The organism is Variovorax sp. LjRoot130, from assembly GCF_964253755.1.
In the GTDB taxonomy this organism is placed as follows: Bacteria; Pseudomonadota; Gammaproteobacteria; order Burkholderiales; family Burkholderiaceae_C; genus Variovorax.
In genome coordinates this window covers 4,529,745-4,555,804 of the sequence record NZ_CAXURM020000001.1, presented here as the reverse complement: position 1 = coordinate 4,555,804, position 26,060 = coordinate 4,529,745, and the positions used below count along the sequence as shown (strand labels likewise).

At 63.5% G+C, this 26,060-nt stretch carries 25 protein-coding genes and 1 tRNA gene; 9 read left to right on the top strand and 17 right to left on the bottom strand.

Going from position 1 to position 26,060, the window contains the following annotated elements; translation table 11 throughout:
- The 3 genes from argJ (at position 1) to mutT (ending at position 2,654) form a co-directional block, all read left to right on the top strand.
- Positions 1–1,230, top strand: a complete 1,230-nt coding sequence (gene argJ / locus ACSQ86_RS22740) for a bifunctional glutamate N-acetyltransferase/amino-acid acetyltransferase ArgJ (RefSeq protein WP_436305164.1) — start codon at positions 1–3, stop codon at positions 1,228–1,230.
- Positions 1,231–1,356: 126 nt separating this feature from the next.
- Complete coding sequence (locus tag ACSQ86_RS22735) at positions 1,357–2,226, top strand: ATP-binding protein (RefSeq protein ID WP_093105716.1); 870 nt, start codon at positions 1,357–1,359, stop codon at positions 2,224–2,226.
- A gap of 8 nt (positions 2,227–2,234) precedes the next feature.
- Positions 2,235–2,654, top strand: a complete 420-nt coding sequence (gene mutT, locus ACSQ86_RS22730; protein WP_436305162.1) for an 8-oxo-dGTP diphosphatase MutT — start codon at positions 2,235–2,237, stop codon at positions 2,652–2,654.
- Here the strand turns inward: mutT and ACSQ86_RS22725 are convergent.
- The 11 genes from ACSQ86_RS22725 to ACSQ86_RS22675 all read right to left on the bottom strand — a co-directional run bounded on the left by ACSQ86_RS22725 (position 2,648) and on the right by ACSQ86_RS22675 (position 13,162).
- Positions 2,648–2,857, bottom strand: coding sequence for a DNA gyrase inhibitor YacG (locus tag ACSQ86_RS22725; RefSeq protein ID WP_093105721.1), 210 nt, complete (start codon positions 2,855–2,857; stop codon positions 2,648–2,650). The two genes, mutT and ACSQ86_RS22725, sit on opposite strands and share 7 nt — an antisense overlap.
- Entirely contained in the window at positions 2,857–3,609 is a 753-nt protein-coding gene (zapD, locus tag ACSQ86_RS22720; RefSeq protein WP_436305161.1) for a cell division protein ZapD, read from the bottom strand. The genes ACSQ86_RS22725 and zapD overlap by 1 nt, the downstream gene beginning before the upstream one ends.
- A 76-nt stretch (positions 3,610–3,685) precedes the next feature.
- Positions 3,686–4,696, bottom strand: a complete 1,011-nt coding sequence (locus ACSQ86_RS22715; protein ID WP_436309628.1) for a hypothetical protein — start codon at positions 4,694–4,696, stop codon at positions 3,686–3,688.
- Between the two features lies 1 nt (position 4,697).
- Positions 4,698–6,188 (bottom strand): MBOAT family O-acyltransferase, encoded by a 1,491-nt coding sequence (locus tag ACSQ86_RS22710; protein WP_436305159.1) that lies wholly within the window; start codon positions 6,186–6,188, stop codon positions 4,698–4,700.
- 83 nt (positions 6,189–6,271) lie between these two features.
- Positions 6,272–6,871, bottom strand: a complete 600-nt coding sequence (coaE, locus tag ACSQ86_RS22705) for a dephospho-CoA kinase (protein ID WP_436305158.1) — start codon at positions 6,869–6,871, stop codon at positions 6,272–6,274.
- Positions 6,872–6,891: 20 nt separating this feature from the next.
- On the bottom strand, positions 6,892–7,734 hold the full coding sequence (locus ACSQ86_RS22700; RefSeq protein ID WP_436309627.1) for a prepilin peptidase: 843 nt from the start codon (positions 7,732–7,734) through the stop codon (positions 6,892–6,894).
- On the bottom strand, positions 7,734–8,960 hold the full coding sequence (locus ACSQ86_RS22695; protein WP_436305156.1) for a type II secretion system F family protein: 1,227 nt from the start codon (positions 8,958–8,960) through the stop codon (positions 7,734–7,736). Before ACSQ86_RS22695 ends, ACSQ86_RS22700 begins: the two co-directional genes overlap by 1 nt.
- A 20-nt stretch (positions 8,961–8,980) precedes the next feature.
- Positions 8,981–10,717 (bottom strand): type IV-A pilus assembly ATPase PilB, encoded by a 1,737-nt coding sequence (gene pilB, locus ACSQ86_RS22690; RefSeq protein WP_436305154.1) that lies wholly within the window; start codon positions 10,715–10,717, stop codon positions 8,981–8,983.
- Positions 10,718–11,096: 379 nt separating this feature from the next.
- Entirely contained in the window at positions 11,097–11,768 is a 672-nt protein-coding gene (locus tag ACSQ86_RS22685) for a hypothetical protein (protein WP_436309626.1), read from the bottom strand.
- Positions 11,765–12,205, bottom strand: a complete 441-nt coding sequence (locus ACSQ86_RS22680; protein ID WP_436309625.1) for a hypothetical protein — start codon at positions 12,203–12,205, stop codon at positions 11,765–11,767. Before ACSQ86_RS22680 ends, ACSQ86_RS22685 begins: the two co-directional genes overlap by 4 nt.
- 354 nt (positions 12,206–12,559) lie before the next feature.
- Entirely contained in the window at positions 12,560–13,162 is a 603-nt protein-coding gene (locus ACSQ86_RS22675; protein ID WP_436309624.1) for a recombinase family protein, read from the bottom strand.
- Between the two features lie 87 nt (positions 13,163–13,249).
- Here ACSQ86_RS22675 and ACSQ86_RS22670 point away from each other — a divergent pair, with 87 nt between their 5' ends.
- Positions 13,250–16,504: a tetratricopeptide repeat protein gene (locus ACSQ86_RS22670; RefSeq protein ID WP_436309623.1), complete on the top strand. Its 3,255-nt coding sequence runs from the start codon at positions 13,250–13,252 to the stop codon at positions 16,502–16,504.
- A 70-nt stretch (positions 16,505–16,574) separates the two neighbouring features.
- On the opposite strand, the gene ACSQ86_RS22665 is transcribed toward ACSQ86_RS22670, so the two are convergent.
- Positions 16,575–17,315, bottom strand: coding sequence for a hypothetical protein (locus tag ACSQ86_RS22665; RefSeq protein WP_436309622.1), 741 nt, complete (start codon positions 17,313–17,315; stop codon positions 16,575–16,577).
- Positions 17,316–18,109: 794 nt separating this feature from the next.
- Between ACSQ86_RS22665 and ACSQ86_RS22660 the strand changes: the two genes are divergently transcribed.
- The gene (locus ACSQ86_RS22660) at positions 18,110–18,802 is read left to right on the top strand and encodes a hypothetical protein (RefSeq protein ID WP_436309621.1); all 693 of its coding nucleotides are present in this window, start codon (positions 18,110–18,112) and stop codon (positions 18,800–18,802) included.
- Positions 18,803–19,039: 237 nt separating this feature from the next.
- Here the strand turns inward: ACSQ86_RS22660 and ACSQ86_RS22655 are convergent, their stop codons facing one another.
- From ACSQ86_RS22655 to ACSQ86_RS22645, 3 genes are all read right to left on the bottom strand, one after another.
- Positions 19,040–20,467 carry a DUF6538 domain-containing protein gene (locus tag ACSQ86_RS22655; protein WP_436309620.1) on the bottom strand — a complete coding sequence of 476 codons (1,428 nt, stop codon included), beginning with the start codon at positions 20,465–20,467 and terminating at the stop codon, positions 19,040–19,042.
- A gap of 116 nt (positions 20,468–20,583) precedes the next feature.
- Positions 20,584–20,660, bottom strand: a tRNA-Pro gene (locus ACSQ86_RS22650).
- 48 nt (positions 20,661–20,708) lie between these two features.
- Positions 20,709–21,701, bottom strand: a complete 993-nt coding sequence (locus ACSQ86_RS22645) for a polyprenyl synthetase family protein (protein WP_436310296.1) — start codon at positions 21,699–21,701, stop codon at positions 20,709–20,711.
- Between the two features lie 186 nt (positions 21,702–21,887).
- On the opposite strand from ACSQ86_RS22645, the gene rplU reads away from it, so the two are divergent.
- From rplU to proB, 4 genes are all read left to right on the top strand, one after another.
- Entirely contained in the window at positions 21,888–22,199 is a 312-nt protein-coding gene (gene rplU / locus ACSQ86_RS22640) for a 50S ribosomal protein L21 (protein ID WP_093105742.1), read from the top strand.
- 12 nt (positions 22,200–22,211) lie between these two features.
- Positions 22,212–22,469 (top strand): 50S ribosomal protein L27, encoded by a 258-nt coding sequence (gene rpmA / locus ACSQ86_RS22635; RefSeq protein ID WP_436305153.1) that lies wholly within the window; start codon positions 22,212–22,214, stop codon positions 22,467–22,469.
- A 68-nt stretch (positions 22,470–22,537) separates the two neighbouring features.
- Positions 22,538–23,590, top strand: coding sequence for an Obg family GTPase CgtA (cgtA, locus tag ACSQ86_RS22630; protein WP_093105747.1), 1,053 nt, complete (start codon positions 22,538–22,540; stop codon positions 23,588–23,590).
- Position 23,591: 1 nt separating this feature from the next.
- On the top strand, positions 23,592–24,743 hold the full coding sequence (gene proB, locus ACSQ86_RS22625; RefSeq protein ID WP_436305151.1) for a glutamate 5-kinase: 1,152 nt from the start codon (positions 23,592–23,594) through the stop codon (positions 24,741–24,743).
- Positions 24,744–24,747: 4 nt separating this feature from the next.
- On the opposite strand, the gene ACSQ86_RS22620 is transcribed toward proB, so the two are convergent.
- Together ACSQ86_RS22620 and ACSQ86_RS22615 are read right to left on the bottom strand one after the other, a co-directional pair.
- Entirely contained in the window at positions 24,748–25,197 is a 450-nt protein-coding gene (locus ACSQ86_RS22620) for a CNP1-like family protein (protein ID WP_280142629.1), read from the bottom strand.
- Positions 25,198–25,288: 91 nt separating this feature from the next.
- Positions 25,289–25,939 (bottom strand): RNA pyrophosphohydrolase, encoded by a 651-nt coding sequence (locus ACSQ86_RS22615; protein ID WP_436293400.1) that lies wholly within the window; start codon positions 25,937–25,939, stop codon positions 25,289–25,291.
- Between the last annotated feature and the right edge of the window lie 121 nt (positions 25,940–26,060).

Genomic DNA, 26,060 nt, shown 5'->3' with positions numbered 1-26,060 from the left:
ATGCCAGTGAATCTCTCCGCTCCCGATCCCGCCGAGCTGCATGCGGTGCCCGGCATCCGCATCGGCGTGGCCGAGGCGGGCGTGCGCAAGGCCAACCGCAAGGACCTGACGGTCGTGCTGATCGACGAAGGCGCCGCCGTCGGCGGCGTGTTCACGCAGAACCGCTTCTGTGCTGCACCCGTGCAGGTGTGCCGCGAGCACCTGGCCCGGGACTTCGGCATTCGCGCCATGCTGATCAACACCGGCAATGCGAATGCCGGTACCGGCGAGGACGGCCTGGCGCGCACGCGCGCGACCTGCATCGCGCTGGCGCGCAAGCTGAACCTCGCGCCCGAGCAGATCCTGCCCTTTTCCACCGGCGTGATCATGGAGCCGCTGCCGATCGACCGCATCGAGGCCGGGCTGCCGGCCGCGCTGGCCGACGCGGCGCCCGCCAACTGGGCGCGCGCGGCCGAAGGCATCATGACCACCGACACCGTGCCCAAGGCCTTCAGCCGGCAGCTGCAGATCGGCGGCGTCACGGTCACCGTCACCGGCATCAGCAAGGGCGCCGGCATGATCCGGCCGAACATGGCGACCATGCTCGGCTTCATGGCGACCGACGCGAAGATCGATCCGTCGCTGATCCAGCCGCTGGCCAAGGCCCTGGCCGAGGCCTCGTTCAACCGGGTGACCATCGACGGCGACACCTCGACCAACGATTCCTTCGTGGTGATTGCCACGCAGAAAGCCGAGCACGGCACCGTCACCTCACTCGATTCCGTGGAAGGCCGCGCCTTGCTGGACGCGATGCAGGCGGTCGCGCTCCAGCTGGCCCAGGCCATCGTGCGCGACGGCGAGGGCGCGACCAAGTTCATCACCATCCGCGTCGAAGGCGGGCGCGACGCCGCCGAGTGCCGCCAGGTGGCTTATGCGGTCGCGCATTCGCCGCTGGTCAAGACCGCGTTCTACGCGAGCGACCCCAACCTCGGGCGCATCCTCGCGGCAGTCGGCTACGCGGGCATCGCCGACCTCGACCAGACCGGCATCGACCTCCATCTCGACGACGTGCACGTCGCGGTCAAGGGCGGGCGCAATCCGAGCTACCGCGAAGAAGACGGCCAGCGCGTGATGAAGCAGAGCGAGATCATGGTGCGCATCGGCCTCGGCCGCGGCGAGGCCGCGGATACGGTGTGGACCTGCGACCTGAGCCACGACTACGTTTCCATCAACGCCGACTACAGATCTTGACCTCCCCCAGGCTTCGCGCACTTCGTGTCGCTTCGCCAACCCCCTCAGCGGGGGGCGACACCAGCGGCCCGGCAAGGCCGGTTCCGCGGTGTCCCCCCGAACAGACAAGCTTCATAGCTAATCGATATGAACGAGAAGTTTGAAAGGCTGATCGAGCGTGCCGAACAGCTGATCGGCCGCATCGAGTCGATCCTTCCCCAGCCGCTGGCGGCGCCCGCCGACTGGAACGCCTCGATCGCCTGGCGCTACCGCCGTCGCAGTTCGGGGCACGGCACGCTAGAGCCGGTGCGCCATGTGGCGGGCATGTCGCTGGACGCATTGAAGGAAATCGACCTCCAGAAGGAAAAGATCGAGCGCAACACGCGCCAGTTCGTCGAGGGCAAGCCGGCCAACAACGTGCTCTTGACCGGGGCCCGTGGCACCGGCAAGTCCTCGCTGATCCGTGCCTGCCTGCAGGCCTATGCGCCGCAGGGCTTGCGCCTGATCGAGGTCGACAAGGCGGAGCTGACCGACCTGCCGGACATCGTCGAGGTGGTTTCACAGCGGCCCGAGAAGTTCATCGTGTTCAGCGACGACCTGAGTTTCGACGAGGGCGAGCCGGGTTACAAGGCGCTCAAGTCGATCCTCGACGGGTCGATCGCCGCGGCGACACCCAATGTGCTGATCTACGCGACCAGCAACCGGCGCCATCTGCTGCCCGAGTACATGAAGGACAACCTGAGCTACACCCACACCGAGGACGGCGAGGTGCATCCCGGCGAGGTGATCGAGGAGAAGACTTCGCTGTCGGAGCGCTTCGGCCTCTGGGTCAGCTTCTATCCCTTCAGCCAGAACGAATACCTGACGATCGTCGCGCAATGGCTCTCGTCCTTCGGCGTCGATGCGAAGGCGATCGAGGCGGCGCGCCCCGCGGCGCTGGTGTGGGCGCTCGAGCGGGGTTCGCGCAGCGGCCGCGTGGCCTACCAGTTCGCGCGCGACTACGCGGGCCGCAGCTGAACCCGGCCATGACGGACACGCGCAAACACACCGAGGTGGCGGTCGGCATCCTGATCCGCGAAGACGACGCCCTGCTTCTCTCGACGCGGCCCGAGGGCAAGCCTTACGCGGGCTATTGGGAGTTTCCGGGCGGCAAGATCGAGACCGGCGAGACGGTGGAGGAAGCGCTCCGGCGCGAACTGCACGAGGAGCTCGGCATCACGATCGCCGGCGCCGAAGTCTGGAAGACCACCGAACACGACTACCCGCATGCGCTGGTGCGCCTGCACTGGTGCAAGGTCCGAGCGTGGCGGGGCGAGTTCGAAATGCGCGAAGGCCAGTCCATGCGCTGGCAGCAGCTGCCGCTCGATGTGACGCCGGTGCTGCCGGGCGCGCTGCCGGTGCTCGGATGGCTGGCCGAAGAGCGCGGCCAGCCGGACGGTCACTGAAGCTTCGGGTCGCCGAAAGGCTCGTCGTCGGGCGGCGCCTCGGCCGGCATCCTGAATTCTTCGCTGGCCCAGGCGCCGAGGTCGATGCCCTTGCAGCGCGCGCTGCAGAAGGGCCGGTACGGGTTGCTGGGCGCGTAGACGCTGTCTTTCCCGCACGCCGGACACCGGACGATGCGCTCGCCGGCTGCATTGACCTTGGTCATCATGCGCAGAGGGTCAGCTCGAACGGCGTGTCGTCTGCGCTCTGGTGCAGGCGATCGGCCTCCTGCCGCATCAGCCGCACCGACACCATGAGCCGATTGCCGCTGATCTCGGGAATGAGTCCGAGTTTCGGGTCGATGCGCAGGCGCAGCAGCTGGAAGCTGCGGCCCTGGGGCAGGTTCTGCTGGAACTGGCCGCCCGCGGCCATGACCTTGTAAGGCACGTCGGCGTCGCGCAACAGCTTCAGCAGCAGGTAGATCGATTCGGCCAGCGGCGCGAGCGTGGAGGACCAGCGTTCCAGGTCGGCGCGCCGATCGGAGGCCCTGCCGTTCTGCCAGGCGTAGTAGGCCGGCAGGTCGAATTCGCAGGTGCCGCCGGGAATGCCCGCGCGGCTGCGGATGCTCATCAGCCACTCGTTCTCGGTCAATGCCTGGCCGGCTTTGCCAGGCACCGTGTTGAGGGTCGTGAAATTGCTTTCGAGCTTGCCGACGACCTGGTCGAGCACGGCTTCGGAGATGGCCGGATTGCCGCGATAGCTGTTGAAGACATTCTTGTGCTTGTCGAGGTCCCGCATCACGTCGGCCTTGAGGTCGGCGCGCGCCGCCACGTCCATGATCTCGAAGATCGTGACGAGGGCGTAGTGGTGGGAGAGCGCCGAATCGGCAGGCACCAATTCGCCGAGACGGCGAAACAGGTGCTCCAGCCGCAGGTAGGTCCGGATGCGCTCGTTGAAGGGGTACTCGTACAGAATCACGCGTCGGCTTCCAGTCGCACGATGATAGCCGGAAGACTCGCTGCCGCGCCGCAGCGGATGGGAACTGGCATCCGTCCTACGGCGCGTTGTGTCGACCGGGAGAGAGGAACTCGCGCACCTGCGTCAGCATCAGGTCGCCGACCCACAGCTGACCGTGCATCGACAGGTGCGTGTCGTTGGGGAAATACAGATCGCGCACGGTCGTGCGGGCCTCCCTCGCCGCGGTGAACAAGTCGGGGCCGAGTTTGGTCTTGTTGAGCGCGGCCACGAAACTGGCCGAGTGCTTCGGTTCCACGTAGGTCGTCGTCTTGTCGGGCAACACCATCCATAGGATCGGCAACGACGGGTGCGCCTGGTTGATCGCTTCCATCTGCCTGAGCGTCCGCTCGGACAATTCGGCCGCCTTGGTGTCATCGGGAAAAAACAGCGCCTTGTCGCAGAGCCTGTGGCTGAAATAGGCGCAGCCGTCGGGCACGGTGCGCACCCGCGCGCGCTCGCCGAACTGGACGTCGGGCGATGCGATCGCACGCTGCGTGTTGCGATAGGTGTTCAGGCCGGCGGTCAGCTTGGCGTTGGTGTTGAGTTCGAAGCCCGGAACCTGGGCGAGGGGCGGCACGAAGGGCTCCTTCTTGACCGACAGGGGCTTCTTCGACATCGCGCTGCAGTTCTCGCTGTCGTCGAGGCGCTCGGCAAGCAGGCGCTCGATGCTCTCGATCACGATCAGCTTGCCGCGGAAGCCGGTGCCCTCGACCCATTGGCTGAAATTCTTGCAGATGAAGGGAAGTTGTCCCCAGTAGATCGTCGTGACGCGGTAGCCGGCCTTCACCAGCACGCTCTGCCATGTGAAGGTCATCGAGAAGCTGTCGCCGATGACGAGGATGTCGGCCTGGTCCATCGGGACACTGCGCATGGACTCGAGCGGAAGAGGAGGTGGCGGTTTGCGCCACCCGAATTCGTGATCGGATACCCGCCCGATGCGCGACAGGTCGCCGTAGGGAACCGGTGTGAACAGGGTGACCAGCAGCAGGGCCACGATCACCGCAAAGCCCGCGAAAAAGATCCGCAGCCAGAGTTTCGCTGGGGTCATGTCAGAACTGGAAATAAAGGAAGGGACTGTAGACGCCCAGTTGGGACACGCACATGCCGAACAGCACGACCACGAAAGCGGCGATCAGTGCCGTGACCGCCCGCATCGAGCGCGGACGCCCCGCCAGCGCGATCGGACCAGGCACCCAGCGCTCCAACGCGATCGTGGGAGGCAATGCCAGGCAGATGAACAGGCCGAGCAGCAAGGTCTGGAAGAACTCGGGCTTGCGATACGGGACCGCGAATTCGCCGAATGCGCTCGGCGGCGTTCCGTGCATGCCGAGCATGCCCTTGTAGATTTCGAGCGCCGTGGCGACGCTCTCGGCGCGGAACACGACCCAGGCGATCATCACGCACAGGAAGGTCAGCAACCAGCCGGCCGCGCGCCTCAAGCGGCTCGGTGTGGCATTGCGCAGCACCTTGGCGTTCCACAGGTGGTTGATCATCAGGAATGCGCCGTGCAACGCACCCCAGATCACGAAGGTCCACGCCGCGCCATGCCAGAGGCCGCCGAGCAGCATGGTGAGAAACAGATTGAGGTAGCGGCGCGCCTCACCCTTGCGGTTGCCGCCCAGCGGCACGTACAGGTAGTCGCGCAGGAAGGTCGACAGCGAAATGTGCCAGCGCCGCCAGAACTCGATGATGTTGGTCGACTTGTAGGGCGATCGGAAATTGAGCGGCAACTGCACGCCCAGGCACAAGGACAGCCCCACCGCCATGTCCGAATAGCCCGAGAAGTCGAAGTAGATCTGCAGCGTGTAGGCCAGCACACCGAACCATGCCGTGTAGAGCGAGGGCGCGATGCCGTTGTGCACGCCGTTGAACATCAGGTCGGCGTACTGTCCCATCTTGTCGCCGATCAGCAGCTTCTTCGCGAGACCGAAGCTAAAGATCGCAATGCCGAGCGCGAGCTTGTTCGCATCGATCCGGTAGATGGCTGGGTTGGCGAACTGCGGCATCATCTGCGCGTGATGCAGCACCGGACCCGCGATCAGATGCGGGAAGTAGGTGACGAACAGCACATAGTGAATGAAGCTGCGCTCGTGAACTTTGCCCTGCCAGCAGTCGACCAGGAAGGCAATTTGCGTGAAGGTATAGAACGAAATCCCGATCGGCAGTGCGATATGGAGCAGCGGAATCGGCGCCAGTCCTGCGGCAGCCAGCCCCTCGTTCACGTTCGAGACGAAGAAGTTGGCGTACTTGAAGACCGCCAGCACCCCGAGGTTGACGACGAGCGCAGCGATCAGCATGCGCTTGCGCTGACGGTCGTCGCGTCCCGGGTTCGGCGTGAGGCGCAGTCCGAACCAGTAGTTGACGCAGATCGAGCCCACCAGCAGCGGCAAGGCCATGACGCTCCACCAGCCATAGAAGAACAGCGATGCGAGCGCAAGAAAGCCGGCGGCCGCACGCGCGTTGCGCTTTGCGATCAGGAAGAACCCGACAAGAACTATCGGGAAATAGAGAAAGATGAATGCGTACGAATTGAAAAGCATCTTGGGGAGGGCTGCGTCGCATGGCCCATTCGAGCGCGCCGCCTTGTTGTTGTTTCGCGCGTGTGGCGGCAGTCAGCCCGGGATTATCGCGTGCCTGCGCCGGTCCACCGTTCCCACAGATTTCGGACGTCGGCGGAGAGTTCCGCCAGCGACATTTTCTCGTTGAAGATCACCGCATCGGCTGCGGCGCGGCGCTGCGCGCGGTCGGCCTGCTGAGCAATTACGGCGCGAACGGCTTCGGGCGTCCAGCCCGAACGCGCCACCACGCGCTGCACCTGGGTTTCTTCGGTCGCGTCGACGACCAGCACGCGATCGACCAGGGCGCGCCAACGCTTCGATTCGACCAACAGCGGCACATCGAAGACGATTAACTGCCCGGCCGCGGCCGACGCCTGGCGTTCGCACTCCGCGCTGATCAAGGGATGCAGGATTGCCTCGAGCCGTTTCCTGGCGCCGGTGTCGGCAAACACCAGGTCCCGCATGCGCGCCCGGTCCAGACCGCCATCCGCAGCGATGACTGCGGGGCCGAATTCGGCTTCGATTGCGGGCATGGCGGCCCCATGAGGCTGGGCGATCGCACGTGCAATGGCGTCGGTGTCGATCAGCGTGGCGCCGGCGCTGACCAGTATGGACGCGACAGTGCTCTTGCCGCTGCCGATGCCGCCGGTCAGTCCGATGCGCATGGCACGCGCGCCTTTGCTTGTCAGAGGCCGGCCACGCGAAGGATCGCGTCCGGGCCGAAGAGCATGGCCGTGAAGCCCGCACCCGCGAGGAAAGGGCCGAAGGGCACGTAGCCGCCTTCGCGCAATCCGCTGTTGAGCTTGAGTGCAATGCCGACGATCACACCGATCACCGATGCCATCAGGATGATGGGCACCAGTGCTTGCCATCCGAACCATGCGCCGAAGGCGGCGAACAGCTTGAAGTCGCCGTAACCCATGCCTTCCTTGCCGGTGCTCAGCTTGAACAGCCAATAGACCGCCCACAGCGAGACATAGCCCGCCACGGTGCCCCAGACGGCGTTGGTCAGGCTCACGCCCGTGAAACCCGCGAGGGCAGCGAGCAGGCCGGCCCAAAGCAAGGGCAGCGTGATGTCGTCGGGCAAGAGGGTGGTGTCCCAGTCGATCAGCGCGAGCGCGATCAGCGCGGCCGCGAAGCCGCACCAGGCCAGGCCGCCGAACTGGCCCGGCATGCGCCATACGCACCAGGCGAACAGGGCGCCGGTCGCCAGCTCGACCAGCGGATAGCGCAGGCTGATCGGCGTCTTGCACGCCGAGCACTTGCCGCGAAGAAACAGGTAGCTCAAGATGGGCACGTTCTCGTACCAGCGGATCGCGTGGCCGCACTGCTGGCAGCGCGAATGCGGCACCATCAGATTGAAGGCCTCGGCAGCAGCGGGTTCCGCGCCGTTGAGGCTCGCGCATTCGGCGGCCCATTGGCGCTCCAGCATTTTCGGCAGGCGATAGATCACGACGTTGAGGAAGCTGCCGATCAACAACCCCAGCACGCCGGCCAATGCGGCGTCCACCCCCTGCGAAACCAGCATCAGACGACCTGGCCGAGCTTGAAGATGGGCAGATACATCGAGACCACGATGCCGCCGATGATCACGCCGAGGAACACGATGATGATGGGCTCCATCAGGCTCGAGAGGCCGGCCACCATGTCGTCGACTTCCGACTCGTAGAAATCGGCGGCCTTGCCCAGCATGTGGTCGATCGACCCGGACTCCTCGCCGATCGCGGTCATCTGCAGGACCATGGAGGGGAACAGGTTGGCGTTGGTCATGGCCGACGTCAGGCTGGTGCCGGTCGAGACCTCCTGCTGGATCTTGGCCGTGGCGTCGGCGTACACCGAATTGCCGGATGCGCCGCCGACCGAGTCGAGCGCCTCGACCAGCGGCACGCCGGCGGCAAACATGGTGGCCAAGGTGCGGGTCCAGCGCGCGACGCAGGACTTGTCGATCAGCGTGCCGAAGATCGGCAGGCGCAGCAGCAGCCGGTCCATGACCCGCTGAACGCGCTCGTTGCGCTTCCAGGCCTGCATGAAGAAGTAGAGGCCGCCGCCGATCACGCCGAAGATCAGCCACCAGTACGCGACGAAGAATTCGCTGATGGCCATGACGATCAGCGTCGGGGCCGGCAGGTCGGCGCCGAAGGAGGTGAACACCTGCTTGAAGGCCGGAATCACGAAGATCATGATGATCGCCACCACGACGAACGCGACGACGACCACGGAGGTCGGGTACATCAGCGCCGACTTGATCTTCGACTTGATCGCCTCGGTCTTTTCCATGTAGGTGGCCAGGCGATCGAGCAGTTCTTCCAGGATACCTGCGGCTTCGCCGGCTTCGACCAGGTTGCAGTAGAGGTTGTCGAAGTACTTGGGAAACTTGCGGAAAGCGGCGGACAGCGAGGTACCCGTTTCCACGTCGCTGCGAACGTCGTTGAGCAGCTTGGCCACGCTCGGATTCGCGTTGCCGCGGCCCACGATGTCGAAGGCCTGCAACAGCGGAACGCCGGCCTTCATCATCGTCGCCAGCTGGCGCGTGAAGATGGCGATGTCCTTTGGCTTGATGGCCTTGCCGGAGCGCATGCGCCGCTTCTTGATCTTCGTGGCGAGCACGCCCTGGCGCCGCAGCGCCGCCTGGACCTGGTTTTCGCCGGCAGCGCGGACCTCGCCGCGTACCGCCTTGCCGTTGCGATCCTTGCCTTCCCACTCGAAAACGAATTCCTTGAGGGTTCGGGTTGATGCTGCTGCTGCCGTTGCCATTCGAGCTCCGCTTCTCAATGCTATTCGTTGGTGACCGCGAGCACTTCTTCAAGTGAGGTCAGGCCCTGCATGACCTTCTTCAGTCCCGATTGACGTAGCGAGCGCACGCCTTCGGCTTCGGACTGCTTCGCGATATCGAGGGCGCTGCCATCGCGCAGAATGATCTTCTGGATCTCTTCGGAGATCGGCATCACCTGGTAGATGCCAACGCGCCCCTTGTATCCGCCGTTGCAGGCCGAGCAGCCGACCGGGCGATAGGGCTTCCAGGTACCGTCCACATCGCTTTCCTTGAAGCCGGCATCGAGCAGCGCCTCCTTCGGCACATCCATGGCCGGCACCTTGCAAACCGTGCAGAGGCGGCGCGCAAGCCGCTGCGCGGTGATCAGGATGACGCTCGACGCGATGTTGAACGGCGCGATGCCCATGTTGCGCATGCGCGTGAGTGTCGTGGGGGCGTCGTTGGTGTGCAGGGTCGACAAGACCAGGTGGCCCGTCTGCGCAGCCTTGATCGAGATGTCGGCGGTTTCGAGGTCGCGGATTTCGCCGACCATGATGATGTCCGGATCCTGGCGCAGGAAGGCGCGCAGCGCGGTCGCGAAGGTCAGCCCCGCCTTTTCGTTGACGTTGACCTGGTTCACGCCGGGCAGGTTGATTTCCGACGGGTCTTCCGCCGTGGCGATGTTGACGCCGGCCTTGTTGAGCAGGTTCAGGCAGGTGTAGAGCGACACCGTCTTGCCGGAGCCGGTCGGGCCCGTGACCAGCACCATGCCGTAGGGACGCCCGATGGCAGTGAGCAATCGTTCCTTTTCATCCGCGTCGTAACCCAGTGCGTCGATGCCCAGGCGTGCACTGCTCGGATCGAGAATACGGATCACGATCTTTTCGCCGAACAGGGTGGGCAAGGTGCTCACGCGGAAATCGATCACGCGGTCGGGACCGATCTTGAGCTTCATGCGGCCGTCCTGCGGCACCCGCTTTTCGGAGATGTCCAGCCGCGAAATCACCTTGATGCGCGACGCCAGCTTGTCCTTGATGACCGTGGGCGGGCTTGCGATTTCGCGCAGTTCGCCGTCGACGCGGAAGCGCACGCGGTATTGATGCTCGTAGGGTTCGAAGTGGATGTCCGACGCGCGCATGCTGAATGCGTCGAGCAGCATCTTGTGCAGAAAGCGAACGACCGGCGCGTCTTCGACCTCGGCCACCGCCGGGTCGTTGTTGTCGCTCGAGGTATCCGCCGAAATTTCGTCGAATTCGAACTCGGCACCGACGATGCTGTCGATGGTTTCGGACGCGCTCACTGCGGCCGCCTCGATCATGCGCGAGAGCTTGTCGTACTCGGCGATGACCCAGTCCACGCCCATCTGGGACGCGAACTTGATCTTTTCGGCTGCCTGCTGATCCGAAGGATCGGCTGTTGCAACAATGAGACGATTGTTGCGCTTGCTCAGGACGACGACCCGATAGGCCTGGCACAGCTTGGGATCGAGCAGGTCCTTGGGAAGGCGCTGCGGGTCGATCGCATCGAGGTCGAGCAGCGGCGCACCGAAGGCGCTCGACAGGGTGTGCGCGAGGTCGGCGGCCGAGACGGCGCCCGTGCCGGTCAGCTCCGCGATGAAGCTGGTCCGCCCGCTGAGCGACTTCTGATAGATGTCTTCGGCTGCTTTTGCCGGAAGCTTGCCGGCCGAAATCAAGGCCCGCGCGAGTCCCGGCAGGGCGATCGACGAGCTTTCTTTGACGAGGGGTTCAGCAGCGGCCATTCAACGAATGTAACAAGACGTGAAAAATTGCTTCACGATCATCGCTGATCCCCCAAGGGCTGTAAATCGCTTCGCAGCAACAGACCGCGGAGCATTTTGCATTTACAGCCGAAAAGGCTGGTCGGGGTGAGAGGATTCGAACCTCCTCCGCTACCTACTCCTCCCGAGGGCGCGCGATCTATGCGTCAACCGGGATCACTGCGCCAAATTGACGCGCGAGCGCCCAGTCTACACCGAGGCGCTCTATCGTTCTGAGGCTGCTCGTCACATGCGTGTGCCGGGGCAACAGGCCCGGCCCCAAGGCCATGTTTTCGGCGGTGCTCGATGCCCTTAATAGACACCTGTCGGGAATTTCTCGCCAGACGGTCGAAAGACCGCTTTAGAAGTCGTGCTCGCTTTCGAGCTTGGTCAGGTCGATCGTGTTGCCCTCCGATTGGCCCATGTTGTGCTCGACGGCCGCCCGCCTCAGCACTTGGTGATAGGCGCCCTTAAGTACTGCAAGCTCCAGCCGCCAATCCGGTGTCCCCTTGTTGACCTTGGAGGTCGCTTTGGTTGTCTCAGCCATGACCTTCCCAAACAGGGCGGCGTGGGACTGTTCGACCTCCTTGAGGTCATAAAGCTCGGGCAACTCCGCGAGCGTCTCGGTCCATTCCCTTTTCGCTGGGCTGATCCGCTTACCCTTGCGTTTCTGCCAAGCCCCATAGGCGCTCAGCAGGGAGCGGGGGCTGAACATCATGGGCGCCACTCCCATCTTGGACTCGATCTCTGCCCGCCCGGCTGTCCATCTGGCAGCCATACGCTGATCGTCGTTGTCCCCTAACAAGGGCAGCCCGGCCTTCTCGCGCCACTCGTATCGCTTGGGGATCGGCAGGATTCCCTTGGAGTACGTGTACCCCTTGCCGACCACGTCGAACAGTTCCCGGGCTTCCGCCGCGATCTCTCGAAGGCGCTCGGCCGCAGCCCTCGTTGTTTCGGCCAGCGCATGCGGGTCAATTGCCTTCTCAGGTGCTTCGTCGTCAAAGGTGTCGCTCTGGTCTGCCTTGCTTGTCACTCGCTGTCTTCCTCTTTCGATCTTTGGTTGCGCTGAGCCGCCTCGGCGGCGTGCTGTGCCCGAAGGCGTGCAAGCATCTGTGCTGATTCGCTCGCTCTTGCTTCTCGCCCGGTCTCTGCGAGTCCCGTTGCCTCCAAGTGGCCCGTGGAGTCCTGGGGCTCTTCGCGGGTTCCATGGTCTGCCTGCCCCCTCATGGCGTCCAGGGAGCCGCTCCTGCTGGCCTGCTGTCTTCGCTGTCGGTACATGGCTGACCTCTCCCGGATCATCAACTTGATGCCGTCCCGCTCGGGGCTGTATCCGCCACGCGCTCGGACGTTCTGCCGCCGGTAGAGCGCAATCCGCTCCTTGCGGTCTCGCTGCTCCGCTGCCTTGCGCTCGCGGATCGCGACCTGAGGCGGTGTGTAGAAGATCGCCGCGTGTAGCTTGCTCAGCTTCACGATGCGGCGCCTCGCCACGCTGCGGGCGTTGCGGGCCTCAGCGTTCGCCGCGTACCCGGCGGCGGCAAACTCTCGATGGCAATCACGGCATTGGCTTGTGAAGCGGCTGAGGTTCCATGGGAAGCGGGTCTTGCGCTCGTAGAAGTTCGCTACATCCAAGGGGTGCACATCTGCCCCGGGTTTGCAGGTGGGGCAGCGCCTGTGCGTGGGCAAGGCGTCAGGGTGAAAGCGCCGGCAGCGCGGGTCGGGATCCTGTTGGATCGCCTCGGGTCGTGGCATGGGAAGAAGTCTGTTGTACAGAAACCACAGGTGCGCAGGTGCACGCAGGTGGGTCGGGGCTACTGGGGATGGCGATCAGGGGGCGACTGCGGAAGGCGCCTGAGCCTCGGAGCGGCGCAGGTAGGAGTACACACTGCCACGCGACACGCCCAGCCGGTCGGCGACGCGGGCCTTGGGCACGCCCTCCGCGACCAGTCGGCGAAGTTCTGATGCCTGCTCGTCTGACAGCTTGGGTTCACTGCCCCGGTACTTCCCGGCAGCCTTGGCGAGTGCGATGCCTTCGCGCTGGCGCTCGCGGATCATGGCACGCTCAAACTGGGCGAACGCCGCCATCATCTGGCGCATGAGGACCGCTGTCGGTGCGTCGTCCCCGGTGTATTCCTGGCCTTCCCTCAGGAAACGCACCGCCACGCCGCGAGCCGTCAGGGTCGAGACGATCCGCTCAAGATCGACAAGGGAGCGGGCGAGTCGGTCAGTGCTGTGCACCACAAGCACGTCGCCCCGTCGGACGAACTTCATCATCGCCTCGAAGGCTGGGCGATCCGTGTTCTTGCCGCTGGCCTTATCGGTAAACCAGTGGTGGTCTTCCTCGATGTTGGTGGCTTGCGCGATTGCCTCGCGCTGGCGGGCTTCGTTCTGGTCTTCGCTGCTGACGCGCAGGTAGGCGATGGTTGGCATGGGACGCTCCGAATGTGTTCATTTGGAGTCTAGACATGTATTAAGTAGTGTTCAAGTGAAATAATTCACACTTCATCTGAACTGGCAATGGGGCTATGCCGGCACTGTGCAGCCACGGTATACCTGACTGCAACACTTCCTCCCGCATCGGGGCCGAAGATTTCAGATGTCGGTAAGAATGGAATTTGCCGCCCAACCTCCTTGTTCTCCTGCGCGAGACGCCCTATGCCAAATAAGCCCTTCTCTTGGCTGCATCTGACTGACCTGCACTACGGATTGAAGGGGCAGGGCCATCTGTGGCCCACGCTGCGAGGCCCATTTCTTGACAGCCTAGCCTCACTACATGAAAAGTGTGGTCCGTGGGATGCGGTGCTGTTCACGGGCGACTTGGTGCAGGGAGGCAAAGCGGACGAGTTCACCAGAATGCAGGCCGAGGTGCTGGAACCGCTGTGGCGCAAGCTAGGGGATCTCGGATCGAGCAACGCCGTGCTGTTGGCGGTGCCCGGCAATCACGATCTTTTTCGTCCCAACCCCGACGACGACGACCCGGCGGCGGAGCGACTCTTGGAGGAAGGCGGCTTCCAGCGCATCCAGCAGAAATTCTGGGACCAACCTGACGGCTCCTACCGCCGCGTGATCAACAACGCCTTCGCCGCATACAGCGGATGGTGGAAGGGAACTCAGCATCGCCCTGACTCAATCAGAGAGGGGATCTTGCCCGGTGACTTCTCGACCACGCTGCAGTGTGGCTCGCGGCGGATAGGGATCGTCGGGTTGAACACGGCGTTCCTGCAACTCGCGGGTGGCGACTATAAAGGGAGATTGGTTTGGGACTCGCGGCAGGTTCATGCCCTTTGCGAGGGGGGCGTCGATGTTTGGGCGAAGCAGCACGATGTTTGCCTGATGCTGACGCATCAAGGGCCGGACTGGTTGACGCCGGAAGCGCGTAAGGATGGCGAATCCGAGATTGTCCCGGCGGGGCGGTTCGCCGTGCAACTCTTCGGGCACCAGCACGAGCTTGAGATCCAATACACGCGTAAAGGCGGGGGCGCCAACCCCATCCTGCTCTGCCAGGGCTGTTCCGTCTTCGGCATGGATCGCTACGGTGAGCCACCCACAATTCAGCGCTCGCATGGCTACTCAGCCGGCCGAATTGAATTCGACAGCGAGGCAACGACGCTTCGAATCTGGCCGCGCGTCGCGACTAACAAAACTGGCCCTTGGCGATTCGTGCCCGATCACGAGCATGCCGAGTTGACCGATGACGGCGGGACCTCCCCGGAGCGGGTTGTCGCGCAGAAAGACACGTCGAGTGCGAATCGATCGCCCTTGAAGACCGATGAAGATCTCGCCGATGTTCCGCAGCTTGGCTCCACGAAATTTGTGCCGCATTCCACACTGCCTTCGCGTCGGCCGTTCTTCGGGCGGAAGCCGGATCTGGAAAAGATTGCTAAGTGTTTGTCGCCGGAGCATCGCGGTTGGGGCGTGGTCCTGGATGGTCCTGGCGGCGTCGGCAAGACTTCGTTGGCATTGGAAGCAGCTCATCGCGCACCGGCGGAACACTATCCGCTAAAGCTCTGGGTCACAGCGAAGGGCCGGGAACTGCTACCCAACGGCCTACATACGCTGACGGATCACCGTGTCGGAGACTTCCACGATGTCCTCAATGAGCTTGCTCTGGCGCTCGGCCGAGATGACATCCCACGCGCTAGTCCGCTCGACCGCCCGGATCTGTTCCGCCATGCCTTGGCGAACCATCGGGCGCTGCTTGTGCTGGATAACTTAGAGACCTTCAGCCCTGCGGAGCGGCGGAGATTGTTTGAGTTGCTGGACAGCCTGCCTGCCGGCTGCCGTGCCATCGTGACGAGCCGCCGCCGCACTGACGGCTCTTTGGCTTCGCACGTGATGCGCCTAGACATGTTGGAACGCGATGCGGCTGACGAACTGCTGAACGAGTTGGGGCAACGTTGGGAGCCGGCCGCCCGCCTTACCCCCGCAGAGCGCGATCAACTTTATAGCGAGACAGGGGGGAATCCGCTTCTGTTGACTTGGACGGTCGGTCAACTGGGCCTCACCACCGGCAGATGCCGGACAGTGGCCGCAGCGATCTCGCGGCTTCAGGAGGCACATCGGGTCCAGTCCCTCGATCAAAAAAACGATCCACTTGACTTCATCTTTGGTGACTTGCTAGAGACCTTCTCGACTAGTGAATCCGCGGTGTTGGCCGCTTTGGTGCACTTCACGCAGCCGGCAAAACTTGACTGGTTGATTCCCATGACCGATCTCAGCTCCAAGGCGGTGGAAACGGCGCTTGACGGTCTACGCGATCGTTCTCTGCTGGAAGAAGATGAAGTGGCTGGGACGTGGATGCTGCCGCCGTTAGCCGCGCTGTTTTTACGTCGGGCCTCACCTGCGGCGATAGCGATCAGTGGCGACCGCCTCGCGAGCTGGGCGTACGCTCAAGTGGTCCAGAACGGCTTCCAAAACTACGCCCGTTTTCCCGTTCTGGAGGCGACTTGGCCGCAGGTCGCCGCCGCGCTGCCAGTGCTGGTCGCGGGTGACACTAGGCGTCTGCAGCACGTGTGCGCAGCGTTGAATGACTTCCTCGATTTCACCGGACGGTGGGATGAGCTTCTCGCACTCGAATCCGAGGCTGAAGCAAAGGCTGTACTGGCCCAGGACTTCACAAATGCTGGTTGGCGTGCCTTTAGGGTGGGCTATTGTCATCGCGCCCGCGGCGAGGCTGTCGAGGTGCTCGCCTGCGCCGACAGGGCCGCCGCCCATTGGAAAGCAGCCCGCGCTGATCCGTGCACACAGGCTTTAGCCTTTCAACTGCGCGGTTGGGGGCATGAGTTGGGAGGGGACTACGCCGCCGCTGTCACCGCTCACCGCGAATCGATACGGATGTGCCGTAGTCTGTCACCTAAGAGCGTGCGGACGGCGAACTACATACTATCCCTTGGCATTGCGCTGATGGCGTCCGATGCTTCAGAGGCGGACACGTGCTTCCATGAGGCGCTCGCGATTGCCACGACCTCTCGGGAGCCTGAAGCGGAACACGTAGTCGCAATCTGCACCGCAAATCTCGCCATTTCGGCCTTGAAACGAGAGCAGTGGCCCGAAGCCGAAGAGATTGCCCGCCGCTCCTTAGAGCTAGCCGAGAATGTCGGTCGCAAGGTACTAATCGCAAGAAGCTGTTTGAGTTTGGCTCGGGCCTTGGCTCGCCAAAACCGCGCCAGCGAGGGCCGCAGCTACGCCGAACGCGCGGTGAAGATGTTCACTGAGCTCCGATCACCAGAGTTGGGTGAAGCCCAAGTGGCCTTGGCGGAAAGCCGCCGATAAAGCCCTCATGAATTCTTTGCTCGCCCCGGCCGCTCTTTGGGCGCGGTTGGCCGTTCCACCCGGGTGGCGACTAGAGGTCATCGTCCGCTTCATCGTCTTCCGTCAGCAAGAGGTCTATCTGCGCCTTGAGTCGCTTCTTGTCCGCTTCGAAGAACGGCTCCGGAATAACCAACCAAGCTCGCCTATTTCCCGATAGGCGAACGGGTATGCGATCGTGTGTTGCTTCAACCTCGATTGAAGGGGGACCAACTGGGGGAACTGGTGCAACTGGGCTGGCACTTTGAACGGCCGGAGGAGGTGATTGATGGTTCTGAATCCCCGGTGCGGCGGCGTCGTTCATGGCTTCCGGTGCATCTGCTACAGCCGGTGCCGATGGGGGGGCCTGCTGCGTGTCCGCGAACTCAGCTGAGCGCTTTAGTACTGCCACGAGGGCCGCGGCCGGTTGGGGCAGAAAGCCACGCTGAATTAGTTCGTACTTAAGCGTGGCGTCCGAGGGAAAGCCGCTATCGTACTGCTCTAGAAGTTCTCTGAAGAGCGGGGGCGTCTGAAAGAACTTTTGAACCAACGCGCGTTTGACGCCTTCATTTGGTGCGAACCGGTAGTTTTCAAAGTCTTTGGACACCGCAAGCACGCCCTCGCGAGGTCGCTCCATCAGTCCGTAGTAGCGAAGCGATGCCAACGCGGCAAGCGCAGAGCCGTTGTTTGCCCCTCTGTAGCCAATGTTCTGGGCTACCACGTCTGTAGGCGCAGGGTGAAGGCGTTCCTTGTCATAGGCTTTCCCCGTACGCTCTAGGGCTTCCTGGAGGTCCATGGAAGGGGCTCGGGGACTCTTCTTGCGCGGCGCTTCAGCCATGGTCTACTCCTAGGCGATGAATTGATGGGTTTAGATTGTACGCGCTGGAGTTTTTCTTATACTTTCAGACCATGAGGCTAAGGTGTTTGCTGTCGCAAGTTCGGCTGCCCTTGCTCGGATCCGATCCCTTGCGCAGGTTACGGCTAGTCTTCACATTCATGAAATCTGAAACTAAGGCCTAAGCGGGTATCCTAGGCATAAATTCGACTTTCAGGAAACTTGAAAATGGCTCTTGTAGTGGGGCAAATGACTCTTAAACCTCAGGACCTAGTTGTTGCCCTCAAGCTGGCTGTCAACCGTAGCCGAGACTTTGTGCTTGCTGACCTAGCCGGGGAACTGGGCATGGCGCTCTCATCTGTTCACGGCGCGGTGACGCGGGCGGAGCAAGCGAGATTATTGAGTCGCTCCGCAGGCAGCGTGCGGGCCCTTCGATCGGCTGTCCTCGAATTTGCGCTGCACGGAGCGAGGTATGCCTACCCCGCCCAACTTGGCCCGATGACAAGGGGGATGCCGACAGCTATAGGCGGACCAGTCCTGCGCCCTCACTTTGAAGAGTCGGTTGAAACCCCGGTTTGGCCGGATCCCGAGGGCAAGGTGCGAGGACCAGGATTGCAGCCCCTTTACCCATGCGTGCTGGAGGCGTCGAGAAATGACGCGGCGCTCTATGAAGTCTTGACCTTGGTCGATGCATTGCGCGTGGGAGCCGCTCGCGAACGCAAGATCGCGTCTGAAGAGCTTGAGGGGCGGCTGTCATGAACACACGCGATCCAAACGTCTCGATCGTGGAGTTGGTAGCTGAGGCGCTCGGCGATCTTCGATCCGAGCTGGTGTTAGTTGGTGGGTGCTCAGTGGGGCTTCTTATTACCGATCGCGCTCGGCCGGCGGTTCGGCAGACAGTCGATGTGGATCTTGTGGCCGAGGTTGCTTCACTTGGTGACTACTACGAGGGACTTTCGCCTCGGCTACGGGCCTGTGGGTTCCTTGAAAACGGAGATCACATGTGCCGCTGGACTAAGGGGGGCCTAATCATCGACGTGATGCCGACCAAAGAGATTCTTGGGCATTCCGTGAATCGCTGGTATGAAGTCGCCGTCGAGAGTGCCCAAAAGCAGACGCTGCCGAGTGGCCTGGAAATCCTAGTCGTCTCTGCGCCCATGTTCCTGTCAACTAAGCTGGAAGCATTCCACAGCCGGGGGAATGGGGACTATCTGGGAAGCACAGACATGGAGGACATCATCAACGTGATAGACGGGCGGCCAGAGCTGATCGACGAGGTGCGGCGATGTCCTTCTGATGTCCGAGAGTTCCTCGAAGACGAATTTGACCGCTTGCTGGCCGACGAAGCGTTCACCGAGCAGTTGCCGGGTCACCTGCCCGGAGATGAGGCAAGCCAGGGACGGGTGCCTTTGATCATCGAACGGCTTCGACAACTGGCCGGCCTCTGAACAGCTAGTCTGGGAATCTAGGTAAGAGCAGCAGGTGAAGTTTGTGTTCGCCCGGGGGACGGACTCTCGCCGTCTCAATAGATCAACGAGAGTGGACTCCCGTTCCGCTATGGTCTGCTTTGGTTGACTTACACGCGCCGTTGCGGCCGGCGCCGCTTTGTCGCCCAGTGGGCCCCCGGCAGGGGGGAAGTCAGTTGATGGGCGGCGCGGTACGCGGCGCGAATCTTTCGGGAAAAATCAAGCCGGCTGTCTGAACCACTTGCCGAGCACATCGCCCGGGCTTGTCTTGCCTCGGTGCAGCGATGGGAACAACTTGATCGCTCCGGCCTGTCGCTGGGCCTCCGCAAATTCGACGAGTCCCAGTGCGACCAAGTCACCCGCGATCGGCACATTCCGCACGCTGGCGGCGGTCTTGACCGTGCCGGCCTTGCGGTGAATAGACAGCGCGTGAATCCCGTTGCGGACGATGACATCCGCAACCTCCAACTGCGCGACTTCGCCGATACGGGCGCCGGTGAATAGGAGGATCAAGAGAGCGAAGTAAGCCTCGGTCGGATCTGTTGATCGGAGGACCGGGAACTCGCCAGGGTCCTTGAACAGCGCGGACCCATAGAGGCGCGTCAACTCCTCATTGGTCCACTCTTCGCGCTCTTGGGCGTCGCGGACCTCGAACTTCAGATCGAAGGGGTTGCGTTCGATCAGGTCCGCCTTGACCGCTGCATTCAGCAGCGCATTGATGGCTGCCGCGTGGTTCGCCGCAGTGCTGTCCCCGAAGCCTCTGGCCTTCCTGTCAAGCAGGTAGGTCACAAACGCGCTCCCGTGGGCCTTCGTGAGTCTTCTTAAACCCACCCTACCCACCGCGGCTTCGAAGTGCGTAAGGGCCTTCCTGGTCCGCTTGATGGCGTCCTCCTTTGGGCGGTTCCGCGCCGTCCAGGTCGGCACAACGTCCTCAAGGAACAGCGGAGGTTCCTCGGAGAGCGCCGGCGCCGGCTTGAACTGCTCTGAGGTCTTGGGGGTCGGCGGCGTCTCAACGTCTTCGCCACGGCTGCGCCGCGCCACATCTGCATAAGCTCTCGCCAGCTCTCGGGCCACGCGCGATAGCTCGGGACCTCGGCCGGCCCAGTCCACGGGAGGCAGGCCCATCGCGTCCGTCTCGAACTTGGCGAACTGCTCTGCCATACGGAAATCGCCGATGACATTCAACTGCGTCAAGGCCCCGGCCCAGACTTCGCAGGCATCGGCGATCTGGTCAGCTCGTTCGTATGGGTCATCGCTCAGTTCACCGAAGTCGTCCGGCAATACGGGAATTCCAGCGAGCACTTGCCCCGCAGCGCGGCGCTCGTCGTCCTCATACAGCACGGTGTGTCTGATGCGCTCGCATAACTCCGCCACCAACTGGGACGTAGGGGAGAGCTTCTGGGGCTTCAGCTCACGCCTTACGCGCTCGAAGTCAGCTTGGACCTCTGCGATCTTGGCATGGGCAAGTCTGACCGCCGTTGTGCGTTCGCTGGTCTTCAGGCTTTCCCGGAACGCATCGGTCGCCAGCTTGCCTGACTTGGTCCGTGGGTAGTGGGGCTTCAGGTCATCGGGCAAGCCGATTCGGAGGTGGTACACGCCGCCGCGAAGGTGGCAGCCGGTGGGCAATGGCAACTCGTCGTCCTTCATCTCGAAGGGGTCCGTCAAATCGTCAAATTGACACAGTGAATTGCCGCAGGCTCTCGGGCTCGTGGCCGGTTCTCACTTGGAGAACCCGGCTTTAGAGGAGAAAGCGGGCCTAAAACTGGTCGGGGTGAGAGGATTCGAACCTCCGGCCTCTACGTCCCGAACGTAGCGCTCTACCAGGCTAAGCTACACCCCGATGGTTGCAAGAAAAAGATTCGTCCCGGGTGCCCCTGTCGTGAGGTGTCTAGGCGCGTCGCTCAAGCAACTGAGCCGCCAATTGTAGCAAACCGGCAGAGTGCGAATTCGTGGGAAAGCCGGCAAGCGCATCCATCGCGCGTTGCGCTTCGGCCGCTGCTGCTGCCCGCGTAGCGTCCAACGCACCCGTCTCTCGCACGATGGCGACGATCTGCGGCAGTTGCGCCGTATCGCCCGCCTCGATGGCGGCGCGAATGAGTTCGCGCTGTGCCGGGGTGCCGCGCTGCATGGCCAGAATCAGCGGCAGCGTCGTCTTGCCTTCGCGCAAGTCGTCGCCGACGTTCTTGCCGGTCTCGTTCGCATCGCCTGCATAGTCGAGCACGTCGTCGATCACCTGGAAGGCGGTGCCCAGCGCCTGTCCATAGGCGGCACATGCTGCTTCCACCTCCGGCGTCGCGCCCGCCAATACCGCGGCGAGCCGGGTGCTGGCTTCGAACAGCTTGGCCGTCTTCGAGCGGATCACCCGAAGGTAAGCCTCCTCATCGAGCGAGGCGTCGTGCATGTTCATGAGCTGCAGTACCTCCCCCTCGGCGATCACGTTGGTCGCCTCGGCCAGGATTTCCATGACCCGGACGTTGTTGGCATCCAACATCATCTGGAATGCGCGAGAGTAGAGGAAGTCGCCGACCAGCACGCTGGCCGGATTGCCGAAGGACTCGTTGGCCGTCGGGCGGCCGCGCCGGAGCGTGGATTCGTCGACGACGTCGTCGTGCAGCAAGGTCGCGGTGTGGATGAATTCCACCACGGCGGCCAGGTTGAAGCGCTGTTCTCCGCGATAGCCCAAAGCGCCGGCCATGAGCAGCAGCAGCGCGGGGCGCAGCCTCTTGCCGCCGGCCGAGATGATGTACTTGGAGACTTGGCGCACCAGCGGGACGCCGGTATCGAGGCGGCGGGCGATCACGAGGTCGACCCCTGCCATGTCCTCTGCAATCAGGCTGAGTACGGCGGCAGCGGGGGAGGTGTCGGCGGGGGGGACTGACAAGGCAGGGGCGCTTTGTGCGCTGCGTGAGGGACGACGATGGCGCAGGGCCGGAAGGCGCAGATTATAGGGAGCCGGGTGCCCAGACAATGCGGCGCGGCGTCGCTCTATGCCGGCAGGTGGCCTCCGTGCTAGAATCTTGGGCTCTGCGGAATTCGCCGTAGAACCATCTTATTCCAAGAGGTCCACATGTACGCGGTCATAAAAACCGGTGGCAAGCAGTATCGCGTTGCTTCCGGCGAGAAAATTAAAGTAGAACAGATTGCTGCGGACGTAGGCCAGGAAATCGTGATCGACCAAGTGCTCGCAGTCGGCGACGGCAGCGCAATCAAGGTCGGTACGCCCCTGGTGTCCGGCGCATCTGTGACAGCCACTGTGCTGTCGCACGGCAAGCACGACAAGGTTCGCATCTTCAAGATGCGCCGTCGCAAGCACTATCAGAAACGTCAAGGCCATCGCCAGCAGTTCACAGAGCTGCAAATCGGTGCGATCGCCGGCTAAGGAGCGAACACCATGGCACAGAAAAAAGGCGGCGGCTCAACGCGAAACGGGCGCGATTCCAAGCCCAAGATGCTCGGCGTGAAGGCTTTCGGCGGCGAACTGATCAGCGCCGGTTCGATCATCGTGCGCCAGCGCGGCACCCAGTTCCACCCCGGCGTCAACGTCGGCGTGGGCAAGGACCACACGCTGTTCGCCCTGGTCGACGGCCAAGTGTCCTTCGGCACCAAGGGCGCGCTCAACAAGCACACGGTCAACGTGACCCCGGCGTAAGCCAGTCACTTCGATCTGCTCGAAGCCCCGCTTTGCCGGGGCTTCTTCATTTGTAAACTGGACATCTCATGAAGTTCGTGGACGAAGCCTTCATCGACATCGCCGCCGGCGATGGCGGCAACGGCTGCGTGTCGTTCCGGCATGAGAAGTACAAGGAGTTCGGCGGCCCGAACGGCGGCGACGGCGGGCGCGGCGGCCATGTGTTCGCCGTGGCCGATCCGAGCCTGAACACCCTGGTGGATTTCCGCTTTTCGCGCCGCCACGATGCCAAGCGCGGGCAGCACGGCATGGGCTCGGACATGTTCGGTGCCGCCGGCGACGACATCACGCTCAAGATGCCGGTCGGCACCATCATCACCGACGCCGAAACTGGCGAGGTGCTGTACGAACTGCTGACGCCGGGCGAGGTGATCACTATCGCCAAGGGCGGCGACGGCGGTTTCGGCAACATGCGCTTCAAGAGCGCCATCAACCGCGCACCGCGCCAGAAGACACCCGGCTGGCCCGGCGAGAAGAAGAGCCTCAAGCTCGAACTGAAGGTGCTGGCCGACGTGGGGCTGCTGGGCATGCCGAACGCCGGCAAGTCCACCCTCATCAGTGCGATTTCCAATGCGCGCCCGCGCATCGCCGACTACCCCTTCACCACGCTGCATCCGAACCTCGGCGTGGTGCGCGTCGGTCCGGAGCAGAGTTTCGTCGTCGCCGATCTCCCGGGCCTGATCGAGGGTGCCTCCGAAGGCGCCGGCCTCGGCCATCTGTTCCTGCGCCACCTGCAGCGCACCCGGCTGCTGCTGCACGTGGTCGACATCGCGCCCTTCGACGACGCCGATCCGGTCGCGCAGGCCAAGGCGATCGTCGGTGAGCTCAAGAAATACGATGCAGCCTTGTACGAAAAGCCGCGCTGGCTGGTGCTGAACAAGCTCGACATGGTGCAGGACGACGAGCGCGCCGCGCGTGTGAAGGACTTCGTCAAGCGGCTGCGCTTCAAGGGTCCGGTATTCGAGATCTCCGCGCTCACGCGCGAAGGCTGCGAGCCCTTGGTGCAGGCGATCTACCAGCACGTCAAGGCGCAACAGGTCGCCGAGCAACCGCCGACCGAGATCGATCCGCGTTTTGCCTGACATGACTTCAAGCTCGACCACCGGTTCCACCGCCCTGCGCGACGCGCGCCGCATCGTCGTCAAGGTGGGCTCCAGCCTCGTCACCAACGAGGGCCGGGGCCTGGATGAAAACGCCATCGGTGAATGGTGCCGGCAGCTCGCGACGCTGGTGCGCGACGGCCGCGAGGTCGTGATGGTGTCCAGCGGTGCCATCGCCGAAGGCATGAAGCGGCTCGGCTGGCGCACGCGCCCGCACGAGATCCACGAACTGCAGGCCGCCGCGGCGGTCGGGCAGATGGGCTTGGCGCAGATCTACGAGACCAAGCTGCGCGAGAACGGCATGGGCAGTGCTCAGGTGCTGCTGACACACGCCGACCTGGCCGACCGCGAGCGCTACCTGAATGCGCGCTCGACGCTGGTGACCCTGCTCGCGCTCGGCGTGGTGCCGGTCATCAACGAGAACGACACGGTGGTCAACGACGAGATCAAGTTCGGCGACAACGATACGCTGGGCGCGCTGGTCGCCAACCTGGTGGAAGCCGACGCGCTGGTGATCCTGACCGACCAGAAGGGCCTCTACACCGCCGATCCGCGCAAGAATCCCGACGCGCGCTTCGTGCACGAGGCGGCCGCGGGCGATCCCGCGCTCGAAGCCATGGCCGGCGGCGCCGGCAGCAGCATCGGCCGCGGCGGCATGATCACGAAGATCCTGGCGGCCAAGCGCGCCGCAGGTTCCGGTGCCTCGACAGTGATCGCTTGGGGCCGCGAGCACGACGCATTGCTGCGCCTTGCGCACGGCGAAGCGATCGGCACGCTGCTGCTGGCGCAGACCGCCAAGCACCAGGCGCGCAAGCGCTGGATGGCCGATCACCTGCAGTTGCGCGGCGCGGTCACGGTGGACGCCGGTGCCGCCGCCAAGGTGCGGGGCGAGGGCAAGAGCCTGCTGCCGATCGGCATGACCAGCGTCGAGGGCGAGTTCTCGCGCGGCGACGTCATCGCCGTGCGGGACGCGCAGGGCATCGAACTGGCGCGCGGGCTGGCCAACTACTCGAGCGCCGAAGCCAGGCTGCTGTGCCGCAAGCCCTCAATCGAGTTCGAGCGGCTGCTGGGCTACGTGGCGGAGCCGGAGATGGTGCACCGCGATAACATGGTGCTGATGCCCGACAGCCGCTGAGGCCTCAGGGGAGCTCGCGCAGCGGGTTCTTGATCTGCTGAACCATCTCCCTCACAGAGGCACGCGGCGCGTGGCCGCGGCACAGGGCCTGCGCAGACAGCTCCTTGGCATAACGCGAGTTGCGATCGTCGATGCGCTTCCATTCCGGTTTGGGCACGTGGTGCCAGGCGCCCTGGTTGTAGCGGGCGTACTGCTTCACCTCCTCGGACGCACAGCGCACGCCTTCGTAGAAGGCATTGGTGGCCCCCCCAGCCTTGTTGCTGGCCACGACCACGTAGCGCACCATGCCGTCGCCGCCCAGGGTGATGGTGGCCGGATCGACGCCGTACTTGAGGCTCAGGTAGGGCGGCATCTCGATCGGGAGCAGCCGCTTTTCGTCGAAAGCGGGGGGTGGCGGCACTTCGCCTTCCTTCCACTCGTCAGCCTGAGCCGTCACCTTTGGCGGCGGCGGCATGCCGGCTTGTGCCCAGTCCGGATTGTCGGTGTCTCTCGGACCCGAGCCGCATGCGGTGAGCACGCATGCGAAGGTGAAGGCAAGAACGTGCCTAGCGCGGCACATGAAGAGGATCGGTTGGGTCGGGCGCTTGATGAGGGGCATTGGGATTCGGGTCGAAACTCGCCCCGGGGGGCAGTTCGAAGTTGGGTTCATGGCCTGCAGCGGGCGGGTGGCGCTCGAATTCGCGAGCGCGCACATTGCTGCGCAGGAAGCGGTTGCGGAAATCCTGCCGAGGCAGGTAGCGTGCGAGTTCGGTCAGCGCCATTTCATAGACGCCGCGCTTGAATTCGACCACCACGTCCAGCGGGACCCAGTAGTCGTGCCAGCGCCAGGCGTCGAACTCCGGATGGTCGGTGGCGCGAAGATTGAGATCCCAGTCGTGGCCGATCAGCTGCAGCAGGTACCAGATCTGCTTCTGGCCCTTGTAGTGGCCCCGTGCGTCACGGCGGATGAACCGATCCGGCACCTCGTAGCGCAACCAGTCGCGGGTACGGGCCACGATGCGCACATGCTCCGGCTGGAGACCCACCTCTTCGTGCAGTTCCCGGAACATGGCCTGTTCGGGACTCTCGCCGCGATCGATGCCGCCTTGCGGGAACTGCCAGGAATGGGTGCGGATGCGTTTGCCCCAGAAAACCTGGTTTCTCTGGTTGAGCAAGATGATGCCGACGTTGGGCCTGAAGCCGTCCCGGTCGAGCATAATCAAACCCCAATTTTTTGAACTGAGTCGATTATGCATGCCGGGTTGCACTCGGCAAGCGACCGGTTCCGGGCCCTCTCGTGGCTCGCCCCTTGCCCCTGTACCTGGAACCCTCTCTCGC

Excerpts from the sequence above, each read along its gene's own strand:
- ACSQ86_RS22655 (WP_436309620.1), bottom strand. The coding sequence starts at position 20,467 with ATGAAGGACGACGAGTTGCCATTGCCCACCGGCTGCCACCTTCGCGGC.
- mutT (WP_436305162.1), top strand. The coding sequence starts at position 2,235 with ATGACGGACACGCGCAAACACACCGAGGTGGCGGTCGGCATCCTGATC.
- rplU (WP_093105742.1), top strand. The coding sequence starts at position 21,888 with ATGTACGCGGTCATAAAAACCGGTGGCAAGCAGTATCGCGTTGCTTCC.
- ACSQ86_RS22670 (WP_436309623.1), top strand. The coding sequence starts at position 13,250 with ATGGGGCTATGCCGGCACTGTGCAGCCACGGTATACCTGACTGCAACA.
- ACSQ86_RS22620 (WP_280142629.1), bottom strand. The coding sequence starts at position 25,197 with ATGCCGCCGCCGCCAAAGGTGACGGCTCAGGCTGACGAGTGGAAGGAA.
- ACSQ86_RS22735 (WP_093105716.1), top strand. The coding sequence starts at position 1,357 with ATGAACGAGAAGTTTGAAAGGCTGATCGAGCGTGCCGAACAGCTGATC.
- proB (WP_436305151.1), top strand. The coding sequence starts at position 23,592 with ATGACTTCAAGCTCGACCACCGGTTCCACCGCCCTGCGCGACGCGCGC.
- ACSQ86_RS22615 (WP_436293400.1), bottom strand. The coding sequence starts at position 25,939 with ATGCTCGACCGGGACGGCTTCAGGCCCAACGTCGGCATCATCTTGCTC.
- coaE (WP_436305158.1), bottom strand. The coding sequence starts at position 6,871 with ATGCGCATCGGACTGACCGGCGGCATCGGCAGCGGCAAGAGCACTGTC.
- cgtA (WP_093105747.1), top strand. The coding sequence starts at position 22,538 with ATGAAGTTCGTGGACGAAGCCTTCATCGACATCGCCGCCGGCGATGGC.
- ACSQ86_RS22660 (WP_436309621.1), top strand. The coding sequence starts at position 18,110 with ATGAACACACGCGATCCAAACGTCTCGATCGTGGAGTTGGTAGCTGAG.
- ACSQ86_RS22710 (WP_436305159.1), bottom strand. The coding sequence starts at position 6,188 with ATGCTTTTCAATTCGTACGCATTCATCTTTCTCTATTTCCCGATAGTT.
- ACSQ86_RS22700 (WP_436309627.1), bottom strand. The coding sequence starts at position 7,734 with ATGCTGGTTTCGCAGGGGGTGGACGCCGCATTGGCCGGCGTGCTGGGG.
- ACSQ86_RS22715 (WP_436309628.1), bottom strand. The coding sequence starts at position 4,696 with ATGACCCCAGCGAAACTCTGGCTGCGGATCTTTTTCGCGGGCTTTGCG.
- ACSQ86_RS22675 (WP_436309624.1), bottom strand. The coding sequence starts at position 13,162 with ATGCCAACCATCGCCTACCTGCGCGTCAGCAGCGAAGACCAGAACGAA.
- rpmA (WP_436305153.1), top strand. The coding sequence starts at position 22,212 with ATGGCACAGAAAAAAGGCGGCGGCTCAACGCGAAACGGGCGCGATTCC.
- ACSQ86_RS22665 (WP_436309622.1), bottom strand. The coding sequence starts at position 17,315 with ATGGACCTCCAGGAAGCCCTAGAGCGTACGGGGAAAGCCTATGACAAG.
- pilB (WP_436305154.1), bottom strand. The coding sequence starts at position 10,717 with ATGGCCGCTGCTGAACCCCTCGTCAAAGAAAGCTCGTCGATCGCCCTG.
- ACSQ86_RS22695 (WP_436305156.1), bottom strand. The coding sequence starts at position 8,960 with ATGGCAACGGCAGCAGCAGCATCAACCCGAACCCTCAAGGAATTCGTT.
- argJ (WP_436305164.1), top strand. The coding sequence starts at position 1 with ATGCCAGTGAATCTCTCCGCTCCCGATCCCGCCGAGCTGCATGCGGTG.
- ACSQ86_RS22725 (WP_093105721.1), bottom strand. The coding sequence starts at position 2,857 with ATGACCAAGGTCAATGCAGCCGGCGAGCGCATCGTCCGGTGTCCGGCG.